Here is a 22,909-nt window from a genome sequence, read left to right on the forward strand (position 1 = left end):
CTAACAGTATCCCAGCTTTGGAAGACTTTTCAATATACTTTGGATAACAGTAAACTGTGGACTGGAAAATGGTGTATGCCATCAAAGAAAGAGGCAGGGGAGCAGGTGGAAAATCCACTTGTCCCTTGCCTCTTTTTGAAAAAATTGACTTACAAAGGGGAGAAAGAAGAACAGATACCTACCCCAGATCAATAGGTATGAGTATCAGTCATAAAACGGATGCTGACAGAAATGGGCCTGCTTGCCATAAAATAACAGGATTGGAACAGCTGCTGGACAGAAGGAACGACAGGCCGCTGTCATCAACATATTGCGGCTGAGGCAGTCTGTTACAGGCTTTCCAGCCATTCCACCATTTCCTCAAAGGACTTCTGATCCTCATGCATCACCAGAAAAATCTTTTCTCCTTTGTCAATGATCTTGTATTCTGTATAACCTTGGGTATATCCCATGGAGGCGGTTTCCACCATGGAAACGGCTTTGTTTTCCAGTGCCTGGATAATGGTGTCTGTATCTCCGTTTTCAGCTTTGGTGAGCATCAGGAAAAAGGTTGTATTTTGATTGGGAGCCCCCATGTACAATACAGCATCAGTCACTTGATCCTCCCCAATACCAAGGTTGGCTTTGAGAAAATCGTCATAGGAGGGGTAAAGAGAGGGGTCCTGTTCCTGAGCGTTGGTCAGATAAGGGGTCATTTTCTCCATGATCTCCTCATCGGTGGGGAAAGTCTTTTCCTCTTTGCCGGAACATCCAGCAAAAACCAGAGTGAAAATCAGCAGCAAAGCGATAAACTTTTTCATTGCAAAGCTCTCCTTTTATATGAATTTTTTATGGGTCGTTTTCTCAAAATCCTGTGATCATGACGCTGTTGACATTGTCTCAATGGAGAAGGTCTGAGGACCATAGCCCCCGGGAGCAATGGTATAAGGAGCAAAATACAGTACCGGTTTTCCATTTTCATCCAAATAGAAAGGGGTTTGCTCCGTTACTCCCGTAAAGCCTCCCTCCTCCGGCGCAAAGTAAAGGGTTCCGTCGGGGTCTTTTTGAGCCATTTGCTGACGTACAGACTGATCTGCCAGTTCCTTCCACTGTTCTCCCAGCAGATTTTCCATGGTGAGGGACTGTCCTGTGGTCAAATCAAAGTTATAGAACTGAGTCACCTGATATCCTCCCGTCCAATTTTCTCTGCCGTACAGGACATAGGAAAGATACTGGTCATTCTGGCATTTGATTTCATAGTCCACCGATACCTGGAAATTGTGGCTGCTGAATTCTTCCTCGCTGCCGCCGGTGGCCAAAAATGCCCGCTTGTATTCTTCCAGACGCTGGTTTGCTTCCGCCAGGTAACGATCCACCGTCGCCTGGATCTCTTCATTGACGTTCATAGTCCAGGAGGCATCCTCGCCGGACAAGCCCGGCTGACGGACAGTGGTCTGGCTGTCGCCCTCCTGGGAAAACCAGTTCCGTACGGTTACCACCTGTACCGCCTGTCCCAACAGAGGAACCTTTTCCAGCATTTCACCGAAAGCGGGACTGATATTGACGCTGATCACCAGCATTGCCGCGGCGGCAGCCAGGGTCCGGCGGAATAATGAAAACTGAAAGTGTTGGCGCTGTGCAGTTTTCCGGCGTTTTTCGCCTTCCTGCCGTATCCGCTCTCTGGTGCGGTTTACCAGTTCCGGTGAGGGTGAGACTTGATCCATCAATCGGTTATACTCTTCACGGTTCATGTTTCTCCTCCTTCCAGAAGCAGCTTCAGTCGTTGACGTGCCCGGGTCAGACGGGAACGGATGGTACTTTCCCTCTCTCCCAAAAGACGGGACATTTGCGCCACCGGTAAATCTTCGTAATAAAACAGATGGATCACAGTGCGGTCTTTGGGAGAAAGGCGCTGTAAGGCCTCCGTCAGTCCTGTCAGCTCCGGTTCATCCGCAGCCGCTGTTTCTTCCACCTGAGACAATGGCACGGTTCTCCGCTTCCAGGGGGAGCGCCACAGGGAATTGCAGCAGTTGACAGTTACCCGGATCAACCAGGCACGAAGATGTTCCTCGTCCTCAAAGACGTTGGGGCGGCGCACCAGCCTGAGAAACACTTCCTGATAGATATCATCAGCATCCTGACGGGAACCGGTATGAGAAAAAGCCAGACGATACACCATTTCCCCGTAACGGGAAACCGCCATCTGCGCCAGCTCCTCAGGCGGGGACGGAAACATGGCTCCAACCTCCTTTCATCAGATAACACGGGCCGTGAGGGCAAAAAGCTGCACTGAAAAAGAAAAAATTTATGGGGATGGAAGGGACAAAGAAATCAAAAGGGGAAGAAGAGTAAACAGACGCCGAAAGCTGCTGATGATCAGCGACTTTGAAAGCCAGCTTCCCCGCAGCAAAGGTTTGATTTTATTCTGTCATAGAATGCTGAGGGCAAAAAATTTACTTCCGGCGGCCTCCTGAAACTTGCTGCTTCCAGCCGGGAGAGAGAAGTGGGGATAAAAAGAGACGGACGGCGCCTCTGTATGGGAGATTGCCGTCCGTCCGCATTCATTTCGCCTATGATTCAATAGTAACGCAGAGATACCCGTTTGTCCATCTTTTCCAGCAGTGCCGCCAGATCTTCCATCAACCGCAGCTTCAGGCTCAGGTTCAGAGGAAGGTTGGGATTCTGATGAGCGGGATTGATGGCCCGGCCCACATACAATTCCACCTTGGTCGCCTCCTCAAAAAGCAGCCGGGCGATGAGGGAAGCGCCGTCTTTGCTGGTGCGCCAGGGGGTATCGGTGTCCTGGCTGGAGACGAATTTCTGAGCCAGCTCCACCACCCGCCCCAGGGTGATGACTCCTTCGGTCACCAGGTCCACCCCCTTGATAAAGGCGATGGGCGGAATTTTGGGATCAATGTAGTCGATGCTGGGGTTGACCGGCTGGCCCAGATACCGGCTGACCAGGGTGGAGGTGGTGCCGCCGCAAACGATATGCTTTCCCGGCAGGGCGAAGAAGTCCCGGCAGATCTCCTCGTCCTGGGCAGGGTCCACGGGAGGGCCGATCATCAGGTTCACTTCCCGGTGCCGCCGGATGCGCAGCGCCGCCACGGTGGTGTCGTCCCCGGGCATATCCATGTACAGATCCCGGCAGGCGTCGCAGATGATGCCCGCCATAGACCGGGCGGACAGGTCCGGCTTGTATTTCCGCTGGGCGTATTCGATGATCTCCGGCAGCTGCCAGCCAAAGTTGAGCACGGTGCCCACTCCGGCGTGGATGGTGCCGTCGCTCATCATCAGCAGCAGATCTCCCACCTGCCCCTGAAAATGGGTGATTTGAATCTTTTTCCCCGCGATCACCCGCTCCTCCATGGGGTAGGGGATAGATTTGCCATCCCGCAGGATGATTACCTGGGGGTTGTCAAACTGGGTGATGATCACCTCGCCGGTGGTCTTGAAAGCCTGGAGAATGGTGAAGGTGGAATAGGCCACCTGCCGCTGGGAGCAGACCGGCAGGGTGTTGGCGATGGTTTCCACACATTCCTCAATGGTCATGTCATTGGCCAGCATGGTGGAGATGATCTTGGAGGTGAGGGTGGAAAGAATGTTGGCTTTGACGCCGCTGCCCAGGCCGTCCGCCAGCACCATCAGGTAGCAGTTTTCCAGATTGATGCACTCCACCCGGTCACCGCACAGTTCCTCTCCCATTTTGTTCAGGCTCAGCCAGCCTGATTCCATATAGAGCTTTTCCATCATTGCCGCTCCTCACTGCTGTCCACTGCTTTTTTCAGCTTGGTCAGGGCCACCTTGGTTTCAGCGGTGGTTTCGCCCAGCAGGGAGGCGATTTCCTGCACCACCCGCATCTGCTTTTCCACGATCCGGTCGGTCACCTCAATGGTCTGCTGCCGCAGCTCCGCCGCTTTCCGTTCCCGCCGCTGCTGTTCGGTGATATCCTTCATCAGGGCGATGAGAAGTTTGCTGTCGATATCGTAGACGATGGTCTCCTCCACAAACCGGTCCACCTCGCCCAGCCAGGTTTTTTTATCAGTGATGCTCCGCCCGTCAGCCAGCACATAGGCAAAGTCCGTGGGGTCCAGCAGCTCGCTGACATCCTTTTTGACCGCCTGATCCGGACGGCTCAGCCCCAGCAGGTGGCAGGCCGCCTGGTTGAGCTGCTGGATCACCAGATTTTCATCCAGCACCAGAATGGCGTTGGGGGTGGAGCTGATGATCTTATCCGAGAAGGATTCCGCCCGTTCTTTCATATAAGGCAGGCACATGGTGATTTCCGCCTTGCCGTTATAAACCGCTTTGGCCTTTTCCCGGCAGGTGGGATAGCCGCAGCTGCCGCAGTTAAGCTCCTGCTCCGGCATGAATTTGCCCATCTTCTCCAGGATCTCACGCAGCTCCTTTTCTCCCGGAACCTGTTCCCGCACCAGTTCGGGACGAACCGTCTTGTCCAGAGAAAAATGGTACTGGGGAGTGAAGTCCCGGTAATCCATATGGTCCGGATAGCCGGGAGCGGCATAATCCGTCACCTTGTCATGGCACTCCAGCATTCCGCCGCCCCGGAAAGAGCGGACCATGGGACCGTTGATGCAGCTGCCCTCGCAGATGCTCATTTCCACAAAGCAGTGGTGGAGATTGCCGTTTTCCAGGTCCTTGAGGGCCTGGATGCACTTTTCCGCTCCATCTATGGCATAGTAGCGGTAACCGGTGCCGGTGCGGTTCATGCTCTGGATGATGCCGCCGGTTTTGGGGAAAAAGCGGGACATGGCCCCGGATTTATCGCAGGGGACGGTGGGGGGGGTGATCTGTGCTTCTGCCAGCCAGTCCCGCACCTCCTCAAAGGTGAGGACACAGTCTATTCCGGTGGGATATTCCTCAATTTCCGCCTTTTTGGAGATGCAGGGGCCGATAAAGACCACATAGGCGTCGGGGTCCTTTTCCTTGATCAGCTTGCCATGAGCGTCCATGGGGGAGATGACAGGAGCCAGACATCCCAGCATCTGGGGGTGATATTTCTGGATGAGTTTAATGACGGAAGGACAGCAGGTGGTAATGACCACATCCTGTTTGGCCTGACGGACGATCCGCTCATATTCCGATTTGACGATATGGGCGCCCACCGCCGTCTCTTCGGTTCCGGCAAACCCCAGACCAGCCAGCAGCTGCCGCATCTGCTCAATCCCCTCCACAGGGAAATCCACAATAAAGGAAGGGGCGACACTGGCGATGACCTTGCGGCCTTCCGCCATGGCCTGACGGACCTGAGCCACATCATTGCGGACCACCTTGGCGTTTTGGGGACAGGTAATGACACAGCGGCCGCAAAGGATACACTCGTCCTTGATGATTCGTGCCTGCTGGCTGGAAAACTCAATGGATTTTACAGGACATTCCCGGATACACCGGTGACAGTTTTTGCAGTTGGCTTTTTTCAGGCCCAGGATCTCCATGGTGTCGCTTCCTTTCCTTTTGAGGCAGCGCCGAAGGCCGCCCTTTTCTGACAGATAGATGAAAACAGCCCGGGGGAAGGGAACACCTTTGCCGCCGGGCTGACATGGTTCCACCCTTGGAGCGGAACATTCTGTTTTGTTGAGACCGGTCAGGCAGGATGCCGCTCCGCCCAGGCCCGGTCAAAAATCTCGGTGATGTTCTGGGGGGTGACGCCGGTGATCAGCTGATCGTCGATTTTGATGGTGACGCCATCCATACAATGACCCAGGCAGAAGGAAGCGTTGAGACTGACCTCCTTTTCCAGCCCCCGGTCACTCACCAGCTTTTTGAGTACGGCGATGATGTCATAGGAACCCTTCAGGTGGCAGGAGCTGCCGATGCAGACATAAATCTTCATTTTTGCTGTTACTCCTATTCCGCCGGAAAACCGGCTATCGTCCATCAGGCGTCTTTCCTTCCCCATCTCAGCAGCGGGGAAAACGCCGGATTGTGAAGATTTTCCGCTTTTCAGTTTACAACAAACCACCCTGAAAAGCAAGAAAACAACTCTCTAAATTTGTTAAGCTTTTAACGCCTGTTTTTATTATTCCCATAAAAAAGGCCCGGTCATCACACCGAGCCCTATGGCGAAATCATTTTGCTGATACGAGTGCTGGGTTTTCCAAGTAAAGGCGAAACGGTGCCCTGTATTTTGGACGCTCCATCATGCTGTTTTTAATCTCATCCCCACAGATGCCTGGGAGGCCATTCGCCCGGAGGACCTCACATGGAAAAGATGAGACTGGATAGCGGCAAACACCATCCGACTTGGGAAGGAGAACTCAGTGGCTGTGGGTGCCTACCTCCAGCACCTGGCTGCAGGTGAATTCCTGTCCTGCAGGCAGGCAAATGATCCCTGCCTTTTCCTCTATTTTTCCCGAGGCGTCGGCAAAATCTCCGATGCCATACCAAGGCTCAATGCAGACAGCGGCCACATTGTCCGGAACGCTCCACAGTACAGTATAAGGAGTATTGGTGCCCCGCACCCGGATGTAATCTCCGCTGAGAGTTTCTTCCAGCTGGATGTAACTGGATTCCACCCCCATCAGCACCAGGCTGTTGCTGAAGATCCCTTTGGTAATGGGGATGCGCCCGTCGGGCAGATCCATTTCATAGGCTTTATGAAGCAGCCGCCCCTCTTCATTCTGGGCCAGATAGGTGAGCTTTTCCCCATGCTCAAATACAACAGCGTAATCGCTGGCGGCTGTTCCCACCGCGAAGGGACACCGCAGGCCGGTGTGAAAGCCCAGGCTGAAATAAATGGGATCCGTGTGGCAATTGACAACATTATACTGGCAGATGAGGGAGTTCTTGTCCAGTTTATAGGTGGTGCGCAGAGAGAAGGGCCAGGGGTAAAAATCCGCTGTTTCCTTGGAATTTTCCAGGCGGAAGGTGACCACACGATCATCGGCGCAGACAATATGATGCATCAGATCCTTTGCAAAGCCGTGCTGTACGCCTTTGTAAGGCTTGCCCCCCATCAGAAACGTACCGTTTTTGACCGAGCCGCAGTTTGGGAAAAGAATGGGGGACTGGCGGGACCAGATATTGCTGTCACCGCCCCAGATATATTCCCGCTGGGTGCCCTTATGATATAAGGAGGTCAGCTCCGCGCCGAAGCTGGTGACTTCCACCCGAAGAAATTGGTTTTCCATCGTCAGTTCCATAGTCAAAGCACTCCTTTTTCTGAGAGACGCCGGCCTGGTTATTCCTTCTGCCGCAGTGGACAAAATTTGCCGCTGATTTATTGACAATCCTTGCAACCTTGTATAGACTGAAAGAGACAGAAAGAGGGAAAAGCCCTTCCTTGCAATCATAACGTATTTTTTCATTGATTGCTACTGCCCCAGCGGCCAAAACAGCTTCTTTACATAAATTTTACCTTTTTTGTCCAGCAAAAACAACGGTCATTTTTTGATGCACCGGGGAAAGAGAGAGGATTCCACTATGGCCAGTCTGACCATTATCAATGCCCGCGCGGTCATCGGCGGGGCTGTCCGCAAGTGCAATTTGAAGGTTGTGGACGGGAAAATCAAGGGGATCATGCCCCCCGGAGATACTTATGGCAAAACCTTTGATGCCCGGGAAAACCTGATTCTGCCAGGCTTTATCGACATCCATACCCATGGTGCAAACGGGGTGGACTTTAATCACGCCGAGGCCAAGGATGTCCGCGGTGTCCGGGATTTTTTTGCCTCCCAGGGCACTACCACCTTTCTGCCGGCCATTATGACAGACACGGAGGAAAATATGCTCCGGTCCATTTTGTCGGTGGTCCAGGCCAAAAATACCCTCAAGTGCAGTCAGATTTATGGGATCCATCTGGAAGGCCCCTTTCTGGATGCCGCTTATAAAGGCGCTATGCCGGAAGAGCTGCTGCAGCCATGCAGCTACCCCTTGTTCAAACGCCTCCAGGATGCTTCCGGAGGGCAGATTCGTCTGATCACCCTTTCTCCCGAGCTGGAGGGGGCGGCGGAACTGACCAAGCGCCTGTCCATGGAGGGGGTGCGGGTCTCTCTGGGCCACAGCGGGGCGGATTATGAAACAGCTGTCCGCTGCATTGAAGCGGGGGCAATCAGCGCTACCCATACCTTCAACGCCATGAAGCCGCTGCATCATCATGCCCCTGCCATCACCACCGCTGTGCTGGAAAGCGATGGCTACTGCGAAGCCATCTGTGACGGTAAGCATCTTCATCCTGCCGTGTTCCGGCTGCTGCTGAAAACCAAGGGCCTTGGCCGTGTGATCGCCGTTACCGACAGTATGATGGCCGCGGGAATGCGGGAAGGAATCTATAAGCTGGGAAACAATAATGTTGTGGTCCGCGGCGGTGAGGCAAAGATCATGGGTACCGATGTTCATGCCGGCAGCATCCTGACCACCATTCAGGCGCTGCGCAATATGATGGAGTTTACCGGCCTGCCGGTGGAAAAGGTAGTGCCGCTGCTGACTGAGAATCCTGCCCGGATGCTGGGTATTTTCCACCGGAAGGGTTCTCTGGATGTGGGCAAGGACGCGGATATGGTGATGCTGGATGACAAATATCGGGTTCTGGCCACCTTCTCCGAGGGAGAACTGCTGTATCAGGCAGGAAAATAATTGTCCCGCCGGGATAAACTATGGAGCAGGGCGGCGGTCCGCCATGTTTGCGCCTTTGTTTTGGCTGAGTGAGGAAGGGCGGGAACGCATCAGTTTTTTGCCCTTACAGAGCGGCGGATGATACCCGGCAAAAGACGCAGCTGACTGAAATGGAAGGTTAGGCCGCCTTTGGGTATGTATTCAGACAAGCCCCCGGACTGAAGGGGATGCCGTGTGTTTCGGCAAGTTGCAGGAAAGGACCCATTTGATGATTACTTTTGAGCAGATCCGCAAAGATCCTCAGATCCGTACTTATATTCAAAAAGAGGACGAAACCCTGATTGCTTTGGGTTATACCGAGCATAGCTTTGCCCATGTCTGTCTGGTGGCGGATAAGGCCCGGGATATTCTGCTGACGCTGGGGTATTCTCCCAGGGAAGCGGAGCTGGCCCGCATCGCCGGGTATCTCCATGATATCGGCAATGTGATCAACCGCATCGACCACGCCCAGAGTGGTGCGGTGATGGCCTTCCGTCTGTTGGACAAGATGGGGGCGGAGGCGGAGGAAATCGCCACCATCATCAGCGCTATCGGCAACCATGATGAATCCACCGCCTTTCCGGTCAATCCTGTGGCGGCTGCTCTCATCCTGGCGGACAAGACGGATGTGCGCCGCAGCCGTGTGCGCAACCGTGATTTTTCTACCTTTGATATTCATGACCGGGTCAATTACGCTGTAACAGAGGCTTCCGCCACCATCAGCGAGGATCGTCAGCGGTTCATTCTGACCATTACTATTGATACCAGTATTTCCGCGGTAATGGATTATTTTGAAATTTTTCTGGACCGTATGATCCTTTGCCGAAAGGCCGCGGATAAGCTGGGGCTGCGTTTTCAGCTGGTCATCAATGGCCAGGTGCTGCTGTAAGATGGATTTGTGCCGTGTCCCTGTTACCCCAATTTTGGTCCGCTGATATGGCTTCGATTTTCGCCTGAGGCTGTAGGAGCCTGGAGGAGAGCCAGAGGTAAGATTATCCAGTCTGCGCTCTTTGATTTTCAACGCTTGACGCCGTATTTTGCGGCTGATTAGCGGCGGATGAAGGCACTGGCCCTGTGTCACGGCAGGTCAGCCGTTTTTTGGCGGGGTCGGGGCCTGACTTGGACTGGTATTTTTATTCAAATCAGATAATATGCAATTTGCTCCCCTTTATTCTTCCAAAGGGGGGCAGTTTTGTTTGACTTGACTACAGTTTTACGTTTATGGTACAATTAATTATATGTATATAACTGCTGATAGAAAATATCGCCAGGATGGTTTTTCCTATATAGGCGAAAGGTATATCTCATAGCCTTTGGGTCACTTTTTTATATGAATCATATTGCTTTTTGCAGCGGCTGCTGAAGACAGAATAAACATCAAAAGAGATCAAACTGTTTTCAAAGCCGCTGATAGCTGCGCGAAAAGAGGGAAACTCTTTTTGGGGATGGATTTCAAAATATTTGTTCATAAAAGCACCTTCTGTAAATGCCGTGCGCACTTTTGGACGAATGGCTGAAATGCAGAAAGAACGCCGATGAGAAGTAGAGACGATGGGAAGGTGATTGTTTTGGAAATGTTTGAACGTTCGACATTGATGACATCCTCGCAGGAAAATGAACAATTGGAAGCCTTGCTGGCACCTGTGTCACAGCGTATGGTTTATCCTCCCAAGCACATTTTTCAGATGCCGGGGGAAACCATTGACGGCATTTACTACATCAAGAGCGGACGTACCAAGCACTACATGGATAATAATGAGGGTTGTTTCAAGATCCTCTATACCTTGTCCTCGGGCTGGTTTTTCGGCGAGACTGCTTTGTTTTTGGGAAAAGAGACCAGCTTATATTCCCAAACTGAAACCAAAACCACCATCTATCTGATTCCTGCCAGCGAGACCTATCGCCTGATGCGGGAAAATGAACTGTTCCGGGATACACTGCTGCGCTGCTTCGCCCATAAGATGCTGATCCTCCGCTATGAGATCGGCAATCTGGCCTTTAATTCATGCAAGAACCGGCTGAAGAGATTGTTCTGCGCCGCGGTGGAGCGGGAAAATATGACTGATCCCGGCTGGTATAATCTGCGCATCCACTATACCCACAGCGAACTGGGAGAGATCGTCGGCGGCGCCCGGGTCACCATCAGCCGCCAGCTGACGGAGCTTTGCAATGAAGGCTTTATCCGCATTATCAACCGAAGAATCCAGGTCAGTGCCGAACAGTATCATAAGTATATGCAAAGTTCCCGGTGATACAGATGGATGATTTTGTGATTTGTTAGTTTTAGCCAAAAAAATCTTTGATTTTTTTGTGTCGTACTGGTATCGTTTGATACATCTTTTTTCTGAAAATTCTCCTATACTGGTGCTGTAAAAACAACGTACCCATAAATCTCGATGGTTGCCCTTTGCGCCCAAGGTTTCCTCGAGATTGGATGGCGTACGTTGTTTTGTTGTTTTAGGCGCGCTGCCACTTTCCGATCCCCTAAAATGAGACTCACCAATAAAGGAGACAAGCTGAAGATATGTTGGACAAAAATACCTGCGAACGTTATACCGCGCTTCTTCAGGAAGAACTGGTCCCCGCTTTGGGCTGTACCGAGCCCATTGCCATCGCCTTTGCCGCGGCGAGGGCCAGAGAGGTGCTGGGCTGTATGCCGCAGCGGCTGGTTGTTCAGTGCAGCGGTAACATCATCAAAAACGTCAAAGGCGTCATTGTGCCTACCACCGGCAATATGAAAGGAATCGACACCAGCGCCATTCTGGGCGCCCTTGCCGGAGACAGTGAAAAGAAGCTGGAGGTTCTTTCGGGTGTTACCCCTAAGGATATCGAAAAAACCAAGCAGCTGGTGGCGGAAAAGATCTGTCAGGTAGAACTGATCCGGGATGTGAGCAATCTGTATATCATTGTGTGGGCCATTGCCGGAGAGCATGAAGCCCTGGTGGAGGTACAGGACAGCCACACCCACATTACCCGGATCGAAAAGGATCATGAGGTGCTGTATGAGGACAAGCCTGCCTCAGCTCACACCAATTCTGCCTCCGGTCCGGAGATGGATTTGGAAAGCATCTTCCAGTTTGCGCTCCAGGGGGATCTGACCGACCTGATCCCTGTGCTGGATCGTCAGATCCAGTGCAACACCCGCATTGCGGAGGAAGGAATGAAGGGCACCTATGGCTGCGGCGTAGGCGCCAGCATCAAAGAAAACTATGGCGACAGCGTCCGCACCATGGCCAGAGCGATGCCCGCCGCGGGAAGTGACGCCCGCATGGGCGGCTGCGTGCTGCCGGTAGTGATCAATTCCGGTTCCGGCAATCAGGGCATGACCGTTTCCCTGCCTGTTATCACCTACGCCAAAGAGCTGGGCGTCAGCCAGGAGACGCTGTACCGCGCCCTGGTGCTGTCCAACCTCACCGCTATCTACATCAAATCCGGTATCGGCAAGCTGTCCGCCTTCTGCGGCGCAGTAGGTGCGGGATGTGCCGCCGGAGCTGCCATCACCTGGCTGCGGGGCGGAGATTATGACGCGGTTTGCCGCACCATCATCAACACCCTGGCCAACACCTCCGGTATTGTCTGCGACGGCGCCAAAGCTTCCTGCGCGGCCAAGATCGCCAGCGCGGTGGATGCCGCCCTGTTCGCAGGAGACTTGGCTCTGGCAGGAAAGGCCTTCGGCGACGGTGAAGGTCTGGTGGCAGAAGATGCTGATGCTACCGTGCGCAACATCATGCGTCTGGGCCGCGATGGTATGAAAGAAACAGACATCGAGATTCTGCATATGATGATCGGTCAATAAAAAGGAGAAGGTAACATGCGTGTAGAAAATCATCCGATTCTGGGCGAGAGCCGTCAGCCGGATACCTATATTTACTTTGACGGCAAGCAGATTCCTGCCGTGACCGGCGAGCCTGTGGCGGCCGCTTTGGTAGCCGCCGGTGTGCGCACCTTCCGGTACACAGCCAAGAAAAACCAGCCCCGCAGTCTGTTCTGCGGCATCGGACGCTGCAATGACTGCAAGATGGTAGTGGACGGTGTGCCCAATGTCCGTACCTGTGTGACCCCTGTACGGGAAGGGATGGACGTTCGTACCCAGCATGGTCTCGGAGAGGAGGATGTGACACATGAATAACAATCTCATTGTCATCGTGGGAGCCGGTCCCGCCGGTCTTTCCGCCGCCATCCAGGCTGCGGAAGCGGGAGCCAAGGTGGTTCTGATCGACGAGAACCAGAAGCCCGGCGGACAGCTGTTCAAGCAGATCCACAAATTCTTCGGCTCCAGAGCCCATAAGGCCGGAGTTCGCGGCGTGGATATCGGCCGTCAGCTGCTGGAGGAAACGGAGAGCCAGGGCGTGGAAGTCCATCTGGGGTATCCTGTTTATGGTGTTTATCCCGACGGTCGTGTGGTTTACGGTTCCGCCGAGGGCGTTCGCAGCATCCAGGCAGACCGTGTGATCCTGGCTACCGGCGCTATTGAAAATAACCTCTGCTTTGAAGGTTCCACCCTCCCCGGCGTTATGACAGCCGGCGCCGCCCAGACCATGATCAACGAGCATCGGGTGCTTCCCGGCAAGAATGTGGTCATGATTGGTTCCGGCAACGTGGGCCTGATCATCTCCTATCAGCTGATGCAGGCGGGCGCTACCGTCCGTGCTCTGGTGGAAGCCGCTCCTGCCATCGGCGGTTACGCGGTCCACGCTGCCAAGCTGAAGCGTTCCGCTGTTCCCATCTACCTGTCCCACACTGTCAACCGGGTCTGGGGCGACGGCAAGGTGGAAAAGGTGGAGCTGATCGCGCTGGATGAGCATTTCAACAAGATCGAGGGCACCGAGGAAGTGCTGGATGCTGATACTGTCTGCATGGCCGTTGGCTTGACCCCCATGGTGGAACTGGCTTCTCTGGCCGGATGCCGCCTGACAGAAAACGGCACTTTGGGCGGAATGGTTCCCCTCCATGATGAAAATATGCGCACCTCCAACCCCATCTACTATGTGGCCGGCGATATCGCTGGTGTGGAGGAAGCCAGCACCGCCATTGAGGAAGGACGCCTTGCCGGTATCGCCGCTGCGGAAAGCCTGGGACTGTCCAACGAGAAAACAGCGGAAAAGAAGCAAGCCGTTCGGGATAATCTGGCCGCCCTGCGCTCCGGTGCTTTCGGTCAGCGCCGCTTCCTGGCGAAAGAGGAAATGGTCAAAGAGTTTTACAGGGAGGCAGAGGTATGAAAGACGTAAAATATTCCGGCGTGTTGGATCAGGAGCTGCTGGCGACGCTGCCTGGTGTGCCGGACGCTGCCCGGCTGGAGCTGGGCCCGGTGGCCTGCATTGAGTGCGCCCAGGAGATTCCCTGCAATCCCTGTAAGGAAGCCTGTCCCCGGGGCGCCATCACCGTGGAGCCGGGACTGACCGCGCTGCCCCATCTGGACAGCGAGAAATGTAATGGCTGCGGACTGTGCATCGCCCGCTGCCCCGGACTGTCCATCTTCAATGTCCACAAGAATTACACCGAGACCACCTCTCTGGTCAGCTTCCCCTATGAGTATCTGCCCCAGCCCAAGGTGGGGGATGAGGTGCGCTGCGCCGGCCGTGACGGTTTGTTCCTGACCATGGGTACCGTTCACAAGGTGCTTTCTCCCGCGGCTTATGACCACACCACTGTGGTGACGGTGGAAGTGCCCAAGGAGTTTTGCATGACTGTGCGCACCATTCAGAGAGGAGGCTTCGACAAATGAGCGAGAACAAGGAAAACATTTACGTTTGCCGCTGCGAGGAGATCACCGTGGCGGATATCGAGCGGGCCATTGAAGCGGGAGCCACCACTCTCACCGCCATTAAAGTGCGCACCAACGCCGGTATGGGCGTCTGCCAGGGAATGACCTGCCGCAAGAATATTGAACGGATGCTCCGTGAGCGGAAGGTGGACCCCGGCTGCATCAAGCACAGCCCCTATCGTTTCCCGGTTCGCAGTGTTTCGGTGGCGGATCTGGCCGCCGACGCCCCCAAGAAGGAGGTAGAGGACCATGAATAAAGCGGACGTTATTATTATCGGCGGCGGTGTCATCGGCAGCGCGGCGGCCTATTACCTCTCCAAGAGAGGCAAAAAAGTCATCCAGCTGGAACGGGATTACTTCTGCGCCGGAGCCAGCGGTTCCTGCGATCAGATGGTCATTCCCCAGTCCAAGGCTCCCAACGATCACCTGACCCTGGCGCTCCAAAGCGTGGAGCTGTACAAGAATCTCTCCAAGGAATTGGGCACCGATATCGAATACGTCCAGAAGGGCGGCATGATCCTCATTGAGAACGAGGAAGAGCTGAAGATCATGGAGGAAGTGACCGCCAAGCAGCGGGCCAGAGGAATGGATGTAGAAATCATCTCCACCGCCGACGCCATGAAGCGTCAGCCGGGCATCAATCCTGACGCGGTGATCGCTTCCACCTACAGCGCTGTGGACGGCGAGGTGAACCCCTTCAAGATGAATCTGGCTTTCAGCGATGGGGCCGCCCGTCTGGGAGCGGAGATCCATCCCTACACCCCCGTTACCGGTCTGGTAATGGAAGGGGGAGCCGTGGTTGGCGTTCGCACCCCCAGCGAGACCTACTACGCTGATACCGTGGTCAACGCCGCCGGAGCCTGGGCGCCCATCATCGGCGAGATGGCCGGCCTCAACCTTCCCATCAAGCCCCGCCGCGGCCAGGTGTACATCACCGAAGCGGTAGCCCCCTATGTCAACCACTGTGTCCTCAACGCCCGCTACATCGTGGCCAAGCACAATCCCAGCACTTTGAAGAACGATCATTCCAGAAAAGCACAGCTGGGCGTTGGTATCTCCCTGACCCAGTCTCACAAGGGCAACATCCTCTTTGGTTCCACCCGTGAGTTTGTAGGCTATCATACCAACAATACTTATGAAGGTCTTCAGGAGCTGCTGGAAAACGCAGTCCATCTGATGCCCGGCCTCAAGGAAATGCGGGTCATCCGTGCCATGGGCGGCGTTCGTCCCTATCCTCCGGATTCCAAACCCCTGATCGGTTATGCCAAGGGTGTGCCCGGTATGTTCATCGCCGCCGGACACGAGGGCGACGGCATCTGCCTGGCTCCCATCTCCGGACGGCTGGTAGCGGATCTCATCTGTGACGGACGCAGTGACATTCCCGCCGCGGATTCCTTTGATCCCAACCGCTTCGACCTTCATCTCCCCCGCACCTGAGATCAGAGAAAAACACCCTGTAACACAGGAAAACGCTTTGATTTTGTCTGACAGGTAAGAACACGTCATCCATCTTTTGTCTTTCCCAAAAGATGGATGACGATTTTTCATGCGGTTTTTTGCGCAAAATGGACGAAAAAAAACTGCCTGTGGTCCCTGGGGCTTGGGAATTGCTTAAGAAAAAAATAAACATTATTGTATATTTTAACCATTTTTTTTACTCATAAATGTTAGAAAGCATCAAAATGTTGCGAATGATACATTGTGATGTAGTGTACTTGAAAAAGCGTAGGGCCTTTACTATAATGAAAATGCGCAAAGGGCAGCCGTTGGGTTGCTAAAATTTAAGATGAGGTGACTGATTTATGATCAAACCTACTGGTTCCTGGGTTGCTATGCCCACTCCCTTCGACAGTCAGAACAAAGTTGACTTTGGTGCTTTCAAACTGCTCATCGACCGTCAGATCAAGTACGGTACTTCCGAGCTGTTTGTGCTGGGTTCCGCCGGTGAGGTTACCCTGCTGAGCCTGGATGAGAAGAAGGCCATTGTCCATGAGGTCATCAAGATGACCAAGGGCCGCATCCCCGTCTTCTTCAGCTGCGCTTCCATGACCACCGATGACAGCGTTGCCATGGCCAAGTACTGCGAATCTGAGGGTGCTGATGGTGTTATCTTCACCGTTCCTCCCTATGTTCTGGTTTCTCAGCCTGCCGCTTATGCTCATCTGGAAACCTGCATGAGCGCTACCACTCTGCCCTGCGGTATCTACAACAATCCCTCTCGTCTGGGCGTTCAGGTAATGCCTGAGACCATCAAGAAGCTGAGCGACGCTCATCCCAACTTTGTCGTGGACAAGGAAGCTCTGGGCAGCGTGGAGCAGCTGGTACAGGTCAAGCGTATGTGCGGCGACAAGGTCAACATCATGTGCTGCGACTTCCCCAAGTATTCCATCGTGATCCCCACCCTGGCTGTGGGCGGCACCGGTACTGCCAACATCGGCGGCAACATCATTCCTGAAGAGGCTGCCAAGTACTCTCGTCCCTGGACCAGCATGCAGATCATGGAAGAGTGCCGTGAGGAGTACTTCAAGTGGTTCCCCCTGCTCCAGGCTCTCTATCACCTGTCCAACCCCGTCGTCATCAAGGCTGCCCTCAACATCCTGGGCCTGCCCGGCGGTTCTCTGCGTAAGCCCTATCAGGACTATGCCGGCAAGCACTATGATGAGCTGAAGGCTCTGATGGACGAGATGGGCGTTATCGCCAAGTACAGCGTGAAATAATTCCATATTGCATAATTCCAAACAGCGGAAGGAGAAACCCAGATGGGAGAGCGTCTTGTAGTCATTGGCGGCACCGCGGCCGGTTTGAGCGCGGCTTCAAAAGCAAAACGGATGTGCCCCTCCATGGACATCACCGTTTATGAGCGTTCGGGCTTTGTCAGCTATGGCGCCTGCGGACTGCCTTATTTTGTCGGCGGCATGATCGCCGACGCAGAGGACCTTGTTTCTCTCAATGTGCAGACCCTCAGTGAGAAACGGGGAATCCCCACTTATACACACCATGAGGTGACCAGTATCGACCGTCAGGCCAAAACTGTAACGGTGCGGAATCTCGACAGCGGCGAAACCTTTGTCAAACCTTATGATAAACTGGTCATCGCTACCGGCGCTACTCCCATCGTACCGGGTATTCCCGGAGCACGTTCCAAGGGCGTTCATTGCCTGCGGACGGTGGAGGACGGCATCGCCCTGAAGGCCCGCGTGGCTGAAGGCGCTGTCCGGGCAGTGATCATCGGCGGCGGCTTTATCGGCCTGGAAACCGCCGAGGAGCTGACCCAGGCAGGAATGAAGGTAACAGTGGTGGAGGCAATGCCCCGCCTGCTGCCCTTCCTGATCGAGGAGTACGCTTCCAGCATCCAGGCGGAGCTGGAGCGCCATGGGGTTGAGGTTTGCCTCAATTCCACTGCCGCTGAGGTCCTGTGTGACGAAAACGGCAAGGCTACCGGTGTCAAAACCTCCGATGGCCGGGAATTTCCTGCGGATCTGGTGCTCTTCTCCATCGGTGTGCGTCCCGCCTCTGACCTGGCTCGTGATTGCGGCCTGGAAATTGGCTTTAAGAGTGCTATTGTGGTGGACGAGCATCAGCGCACCAGCGACAGCGACATCTATGCCTGCGGCGACTGCGTGCAGATGAAGAACCTCATCACTGGTGAGCCTTGCTATGTTCCTCTGGGCACCACAGCCAATAAACAGGGCCGTATCGCCGGTGAAAATCTGGGCGGCAGCAACAGCACCTTCAAGGGCGTGCTGGGCTCCCAGGTAACCAAGATCTTTGAGATCTATGCCACTTCAACCGGTTTGACTGAGGCTCAGGCGGAACAGGCTGGTTTCGCTCCCGCTGTTTGCTCCATTACCAAGAACGACCGTGCTTCCTACTATCCCGGCGGTGGACAGAACCATCTGACCCTGGTTCTGGACCGCCACACCGGCAAGCTGCTGGGTGCTCAGGCTATTGGCACCGAGACTGTCGCCGGCCGGATGAACGTTCTGGCTACTGCTATCACCGCCGGTATGACTGTGATGGAGCTCAATGAGCTGGATCTGGTCTATTCTCCTTCTGTTGCGCCGGTATACGATCCCATTCTGATCGCTGCCAGCCAAGCGCTGAAGTGTGTGGATAAGGAGGCAAGGGCATGAGCGAAGTGTGTGAATTGGTCATTGGCCGGGGCCAGGATATCAAGAGCGCCATTGAGGCCTTCATTCTGGAAAAGGGCTGGGACAATGTCTATATCAGCGGAGCCATCGGCTCTGTCTGTGAAGCCCGTTTCACCGCCCCTGTCAGCGATGCCTTCCCTCCTCAGGTGGAGGTCAATGAAACCGGCAGCCTGCCGGGAGAGATGCTCTCTTTCACCGGTGAGGTAATGGCCCGGGAGAAGATGGACCCCGCGCTCAAGGAGATCTACAAAGGCGATGGCCCCCTGTTTGTCCATATCCACGCGTCGGTGGCCCTTTGCGGCAACCGGGTCTGCGGGGGAGGCTTCCAGGGAGGAAAGGCTTTCCGCTCTTTGAAGGTTTATATGCAAAAACTCTAACCCAAGGCGAATTTTTTGTAGGAGGAATTTTGTTATGAAGCGTTTGATCGCAATCGTCATGGCGCTGGCGCTGGCGATGGTTTCCACCGCTTGCACCGGTACCAGCAGCACCGCGTCTTCCAGCGCTCCTGCCTCTTCCGAGGCTGCTGAGAGCAGCACTGTTGAGGTAGAAGTGGATGAGTTCGATGCCGGAGACGTTGAGAAGCCCGCTTCTCCCTACCGTTATTCCATGGCTTCCGGTTCCGTGGGCGGCAACTTCTATCTGGTAGGCGGCGGTGTGGCTCAGGTCATCAACTCCGCTCTGCCTGATTACTTCAGCTTCACCACTGAGACCACCGGCGGCGGTACCGCTAACCTGGGTATGCTCCAGAACGGCGATGCTGAGCTGGGTATTGCTATGACCAGCTCCCTGTATGAGGCTGTCAACGCCTCCGCGGATTGGACTGCTGGCGTTAAGCATGACAAGCTTCGTGTAGCCTGCGCGCTGTATCCCTCTTGGCTGACCATCTACACCCTGAAGGATTCCGGCATCACCTCCTTCTCTGATCTGGATGGCAAGATCGTTGGTCTGGGCTCCAAGGGCGCTGCTATGGACAGCATTTTCCGTCAGATGTTCACTGACCTGGGCATCACTCCCAAGCAGATCCACAACGATGGCCACAGCGCTACCGCTACCGCTCTGGGCAACGGCGTTATCGATGCCGCCATCCTGTTCAGCTATCCTCCCTTCGCTGCCATCAGCGAGCTGGAGAGCACCAAGGATCTGGCCTTCATCCCCCTCAACGAGGATGAGCAGAACTATCTGACCACCACCTATGACTTCTATGTGGCCGATGCTATGCCCGGCGGCTTCTACAAGGGCGCTGCTGAGGATGTTGCCGGTGTTTCCGAGTGGAACATGCTGGTCACCAGCAGTGATGTTCCCGAGGATCAGATCTATCTGATCACCAAGATGCTCTTTGAGAGCACCGATGATCTGACCGTCATCCATCAGAGCCTGAAGTATTGCACTGCTGAGGATACCCTCAATTCCAACATCTACCTCCATGCCGGTACTGTCCGCTGCCTGAAGGAACTGGGTGTTGAAGTTCCCGAAGAGCTGATTCCCCCTGAGTACCAGGGCTAAGCTTTGAACTGTTAAGCGCATGTGTCCCCCGCGCGTCAAACGCGGGGGACTGTTCTAGGGAGGAATAGTATGGAACAAAAATTGACCTATGAAAAATTCAGAAAGTATTTTGTGATTGTGCTTTCTGTTTTTACCGGCCTGCTGCACATCGGCCAATTTACCTTCTGCCCCATGGAGAGCATCAAGTTTTATTCCTGGCATTTGACTTTGGGATTGATGTTTGTTTTCCTGTACAAGCCCCTGAGCAAGAAAAACCCCAAAAAGTATCTTTGGGCTGACTGGCTGTGCATCCTGCTTACCGTAGTTTCGGGTGCATATGTCATTTTGAATTACGACACTTATGTGGTCATCATGCAGACTGGCAAGCTGACCACTGGACTTTATGTATTTGGTTTGATCGTAACCCTGTTGGTTATTGAGGCTACCCGCCGCTGCCTGGGCTGGATTCTGCCCATTATCTCCCTGATCACTGTGGCTTACGCCCTCTTCGGCGGCAATCTGCCCGGTATTTTGGGACACCGCGGTTACAGCTTCCAGCGTGTTGTTACTACCATCTTCAGCGACCAGGGCGTGTTGGGTACCGCCATTGGCGTATCTGCGTCCAACGTTTTCCTGTTCCTGCTGTTTGCCGCGTTCCTCAGCGTGTCCGGTGCGGATAAGATCTTCCAGGATATCGCAATCGCTCTGACTGGTAAAAAGCGCGGTGGTCCCGCCAAGATGGCCGTTGTGGCCAGCTGCTTGTTCGGCTCCATCTCCGGTAGTGCTGTGGCCAACGTGGTCAGCACCGGCGCCTTTACCATCCCGCTGATGAAGCGTCAGGGTTATCAGAAGCGTTTTGCCGGCGCTGTTGAGGCTGTTGCCTCCACCGGCGGCCAGATCATGCCCCCCATCATGGGCGCCGCCGCCTTCGTGCTGGCCGATATCTCCGGTACTCCTTACGGTACTGTTTGTCTGGCTGCCCTGCTGCCTGCCCTGATGTACTATCTGACCCTGTTTAAGATGGTTGACCTGGAGTCTGTCAAATATGGCCTCCAGGGTGTTCCTGAGGAAGAACTGCCTAATCTGAAGGAGTCTGTTGCCAAGGGCTTCAAACTGTTCATTCCCCTGGCTATCCTTCTGTTCCTGCTGCTGGTTGTTCAGACCACTCCCATGCTGGCCGCCATCTATGCGATGATTGCCATCATTGTGTGCGGATTTTTGGATAAGAATGACCGTCTGACCTTCCAGAATATCATTGACGGTTTTGTGGAAGGCGGAAAGAGCCTGCCCAGCGTTGTGGCGGCCTGCGCCTGCGCTGGTATCGTGACCGGTATGTTCGCCCTCACCGGCCTTGGCCTGAAATTCTCCGACTTCATCGTCAGCATGGGCGGAAGCAGCATCATCCTCAGCCTGCTGCTGTCTATGATCGTCTGCGTCATCCTGGGTATGGGTCTTCCCACCACTGCTTCCTACATCATCTGCGCTACCGCCATTGCCCCCGCTCTGGTTAAGATTGGTGTTATGCCTCTGGCAGCGCATTTGTTCCTGCTGTACTTCGCCTGCATTTCCGCCATCACTCCTCCTGTCGCTGTGGCTTCTTACGCTGCCGCTGGTCTTGCGGAGGAGAATCCCATGAAGGTAGGCTTTACCGCGGTCAAACTGGGTATTGCCGGATTTGTACTGCCCTTCGTATTTACACTGAACACCGACTATCTCCATATGAGCTTTGACGTGCTTACCCTGTTCACCTGGGTTTCCGCCTTTGTGGTTTGCTATGCTGCCGCCTGCGCCATCCAGGGATATGTGGAGCAGAAGATCACCATCTTTGAGCGGATCGGTTATGTAGTGGTTGTCTGCACTGCCATTCAGTCCAGCTTTATCATCTCGCTGGTCGGTTGGGCACTGTTCGCCGCGCTGTATGGCGGACGTGTGATGCAGCATAAGAAGCAGATGAAAGCTACCGCAGCTTAAAAGCACTGAAAGAATATGCAAGGAGGTCGTGTCCAGTGATCAAAGTCGCCTTACTGGGATGCGGACGTTTGGGAAAAATTATTGCCCGGGGATTGTCCGAGGGCAAGGGTGAAAATTGCCAATTGATCGGCATTCTGGAGCGGGACAAGGAGAAGGCTGCCACTTTTCCGCAGCTGTATGGCTGTGAGGGATATCAGCAGTTGGAAGATGTCCTTGCCTTGAAGCCGGAGTATTTTATCGATGCATCCAATGCTGACACTGTCAAAGAATGTGCGGAGCGGATTCTGTCCGCTGGCTGTGACATGATTTGTTTGTCTGCCAGCGCATTTCAGGATCAGGAGTTTTGCCAAAGAGTCAGACAGACAGCCCAGGAGTATCATACCCAGGTTCATCTGGCCTCAGGAGCGGTTGGCGGATTTGATGTGATTGCGGCAGCGATGCTGTATGGACCTGTACAGGTCACACTGACACAGCGGAAATATCCCCCCGAATCTCCCAAATGTCCTCCCGGCTTCCGTGGGATGCCTGGCGAATATGAGGGAAGCGCCTGGGATGCTGTAAGCAATTATCCGGAGCGGCTGAACATTGCCGCAGCCACCAGTGTGGTCTGCCAGGATTGGCAGAATACCAAGGTGCGTCTGGAGCCTATCCCTGATGAAGAATTCATGAGCTTTGCTCTGGATGTGACCGGAGATTTTGGAAAGGCCCATATTTTCCTGCAGCAAGGCAGCCCGGCCCATATAGTTCCGGGACCTGATCTGGCCGCATGGAGCACATTGGCTACCCTCAGACGGTTGACCTCTCCCATTACTTTTTAAGTTATCTTCTGATTCAAACAATCTTCTCATCAAATCGGGTCCCCCTGGAGTATTCTCCAGGGGGACCCGATTTTTTCTTGAAATTCAAGTTCAGATATAAAAGATGCTGTCAGTCGCCACTTTCAATCCGG

The 22,909-nt window shown here is 54.2% G+C and carries 23 protein-coding genes; 15 read left to right on the forward strand and 8 right to left on the reverse strand.

Features of this window, described 5'->3' with window-relative positions:
* Nucleotides 1-329 precede the first annotated feature (329 nt).
* The 7 genes from BQ5383_RS10820 to BQ5383_RS10855 form a co-directional block, all read right to left on the reverse strand.
* Complete coding sequence (locus BQ5383_RS10820) at nt 330-800, reverse strand: DUF4358 domain-containing protein (protein ID WP_071431894.1); 471 nt, start codon at nt 798-800, stop codon at nt 330-332.
* Between the two features lie 57 nt (nt 801-857).
* On the reverse strand, nt 858-1,730 hold the full coding sequence (locus BQ5383_RS10825) for a DUF3298 and DUF4163 domain-containing protein (protein ID WP_071431896.1): 873 nt from the start codon (nt 1,728-1,730) through the stop codon (nt 858-860).
* Complete coding sequence (locus BQ5383_RS10830; protein ID WP_071431898.1) at nt 1,727-2,215, reverse strand: RNA polymerase sigma factor; 489 nt, start codon at nt 2,213-2,215, stop codon at nt 1,727-1,729. Before BQ5383_RS10830 ends, BQ5383_RS10825 begins: the two co-directional genes overlap by 4 nt.
* A gap of 341 nt (nt 2,216-2,556) precedes the next feature.
* Nucleotides 2,557-3,732 carry a SpoIIE family protein phosphatase gene (locus BQ5383_RS10840; RefSeq protein WP_476726762.1) on the reverse strand — a complete coding sequence of 392 codons (1,176 nt, stop codon included), beginning with the start codon at nt 3,730-3,732 and terminating at the stop codon, nt 2,557-2,559.
* The gene (locus tag BQ5383_RS10845; protein WP_071431904.1) at nt 3,729-5,435 is read right to left on the reverse strand and encodes a [Fe-Fe] hydrogenase large subunit C-terminal domain-containing protein; all 1,707 of its coding nucleotides are present in this window, start codon (nt 5,433-5,435) and stop codon (nt 3,729-3,731) included. Before BQ5383_RS10845 ends, BQ5383_RS10840 begins: the two co-directional genes overlap by 4 nt.
* Nucleotides 5,436-5,584: 149 nt before the next feature.
* On the reverse strand, nt 5,585-5,833 hold the full coding sequence (locus BQ5383_RS10850; protein WP_071435030.1) for a (2Fe-2S) ferredoxin domain-containing protein: 249 nt from the start codon (nt 5,831-5,833) through the stop codon (nt 5,585-5,587).
* A gap of 424 nt (nt 5,834-6,257) precedes the next feature.
* Nucleotides 6,258-7,142, reverse strand: coding sequence for an aldose 1-epimerase family protein (locus BQ5383_RS10855; protein WP_071431906.1), 885 nt, complete (start codon nt 7,140-7,142; stop codon nt 6,258-6,260).
* Between the two features lie 280 nt (nt 7,143-7,422).
* Here BQ5383_RS10855 and nagA point away from each other — a divergent pair, with 280 nt between their 5' ends.
* Both nagA and BQ5383_RS10865 read left to right on the forward strand, forming a co-directional pair.
* Complete coding sequence (nagA, locus tag BQ5383_RS10860; RefSeq protein ID WP_071431908.1) at nt 7,423-8,574, forward strand: N-acetylglucosamine-6-phosphate deacetylase; 1,152 nt, start codon at nt 7,423-7,425, stop codon at nt 8,572-8,574.
* 247 nt (nt 8,575-8,821) lie between these two features.
* Nucleotides 8,822-9,481 carry an HD domain-containing protein gene (locus tag BQ5383_RS10865; RefSeq protein WP_071431910.1) on the forward strand — a complete coding sequence of 220 codons (660 nt, stop codon included), beginning with the start codon at nt 8,822-8,824 and terminating at the stop codon, nt 9,479-9,481.
* 415 nt (nt 9,482-9,896) lie between these two features.
* On the opposite strand, the gene BQ5383_RS21120 is transcribed toward BQ5383_RS10865, so the two are convergent.
* Nucleotides 9,897-10,061, reverse strand: a complete 165-nt coding sequence (locus tag BQ5383_RS21120; RefSeq protein ID WP_172724619.1) for a hypothetical protein — start codon at nt 10,059-10,061, stop codon at nt 9,897-9,899.
* A gap of 66 nt (nt 10,062-10,127) precedes the next feature.
* Between BQ5383_RS21120 and BQ5383_RS10870 the strand changes: the two genes are divergently transcribed.
* The 13 genes from BQ5383_RS10870 to BQ5383_RS10930 all read left to right on the forward strand — a co-directional run bounded on the left by BQ5383_RS10870 (nt 10,128) and on the right by BQ5383_RS10930 (nt 22,778).
* A complete protein-coding gene (locus tag BQ5383_RS10870; protein ID WP_235821969.1) occupies nt 10,128-10,844 on the forward strand; it encodes a Crp/Fnr family transcriptional regulator in 717 nt (238 codons plus the stop codon).
* A gap of 272 nt (nt 10,845-11,116) precedes the next feature.
* Complete coding sequence (locus tag BQ5383_RS10875) at nt 11,117-12,388, forward strand: L-cysteine desulfidase family protein (RefSeq protein ID WP_071431914.1); 1,272 nt, start codon at nt 11,117-11,119, stop codon at nt 12,386-12,388.
* Between the two features lie 15 nt (nt 12,389-12,403).
* Entirely contained in the window at nt 12,404-12,721 is a 318-nt protein-coding gene (locus BQ5383_RS10880; RefSeq protein WP_071431916.1) for a (2Fe-2S)-binding protein, read from the forward strand.
* The gene (locus BQ5383_RS10885) at nt 12,714-13,811 is read left to right on the forward strand and encodes an NAD(P)/FAD-dependent oxidoreductase (RefSeq protein WP_071431918.1); all 1,098 of its coding nucleotides are present in this window, start codon (nt 12,714-12,716) and stop codon (nt 13,809-13,811) included. Before BQ5383_RS10880 ends, BQ5383_RS10885 begins: the two co-directional genes overlap by 8 nt.
* Nucleotides 13,808-14,317 carry a 4Fe-4S binding protein gene (locus tag BQ5383_RS10890; RefSeq protein ID WP_071431920.1) on the forward strand — a complete coding sequence of 170 codons (510 nt, stop codon included), beginning with the start codon at nt 13,808-13,810 and terminating at the stop codon, nt 14,315-14,317. The genes BQ5383_RS10885 and BQ5383_RS10890 overlap by 4 nt, the downstream gene beginning before the upstream one ends.
* Complete coding sequence (locus BQ5383_RS10895; RefSeq protein WP_071431922.1) at nt 14,314-14,613, forward strand: (2Fe-2S)-binding protein; 300 nt, start codon at nt 14,314-14,316, stop codon at nt 14,611-14,613. The genes BQ5383_RS10890 and BQ5383_RS10895 overlap by 4 nt, the downstream gene beginning before the upstream one ends.
* Nucleotides 14,606-15,793, forward strand: a complete 1,188-nt coding sequence (locus BQ5383_RS10900; RefSeq protein ID WP_071431924.1) for an NAD(P)/FAD-dependent oxidoreductase — start codon at nt 14,606-14,608, stop codon at nt 15,791-15,793. The genes BQ5383_RS10895 and BQ5383_RS10900 overlap by 8 nt, the downstream gene beginning before the upstream one ends.
* A gap of 365 nt (nt 15,794-16,158) precedes the next feature.
* Entirely contained in the window at nt 16,159-17,073 is a 915-nt protein-coding gene (locus tag BQ5383_RS10905; RefSeq protein WP_071431925.1) for a dihydrodipicolinate synthase family protein, read from the forward strand.
* A 42-nt stretch (nt 17,074-17,115) separates the two neighbouring features.
* Entirely contained in the window at nt 17,116-18,489 is a 1,374-nt protein-coding gene (locus tag BQ5383_RS10910; RefSeq protein WP_071431927.1) for an FAD-dependent oxidoreductase, read from the forward strand.
* Nucleotides 18,486-18,884: a PCC domain-containing protein gene (locus BQ5383_RS10915; protein WP_071431929.1), complete on the forward strand. Its 399-nt coding sequence runs from the start codon at nt 18,486-18,488 to the stop codon at nt 18,882-18,884. The genes BQ5383_RS10910 and BQ5383_RS10915 overlap by 4 nt, the downstream gene beginning before the upstream one ends.
* Before the next feature lie 34 nt (nt 18,885-18,918).
* A complete protein-coding gene (locus BQ5383_RS10920) occupies nt 18,919-20,010 on the forward strand; it encodes a TAXI family TRAP transporter solute-binding subunit (RefSeq protein WP_071431931.1) in 1,092 nt (363 codons plus the stop codon).
* Nucleotides 20,011-20,079: 69 nt separating this feature from the next.
* The gene (locus tag BQ5383_RS10925) at nt 20,080-21,960 is read left to right on the forward strand and encodes a TRAP transporter permease (RefSeq protein ID WP_071431933.1); all 1,881 of its coding nucleotides are present in this window, start codon (nt 20,080-20,082) and stop codon (nt 21,958-21,960) included.
* Nucleotides 21,961-21,995: 35 nt separating this feature from the next.
* Nucleotides 21,996-22,778 (forward strand): aspartate dehydrogenase domain-containing protein, encoded by a 783-nt coding sequence (locus tag BQ5383_RS10930; protein WP_071431935.1) that lies wholly within the window; start codon nt 21,996-21,998, stop codon nt 22,776-22,778.
* Nucleotides 22,779-22,909 lie beyond the last annotated feature (131 nt).

The sequence above is a fragment of the Angelakisella massiliensis genome (genome assembly GCF_900104675.1).
Classification (GTDB): Bacteria; Bacillota; Clostridia; order Oscillospirales; family Ruminococcaceae; genus Angelakisella; species Angelakisella massiliensis.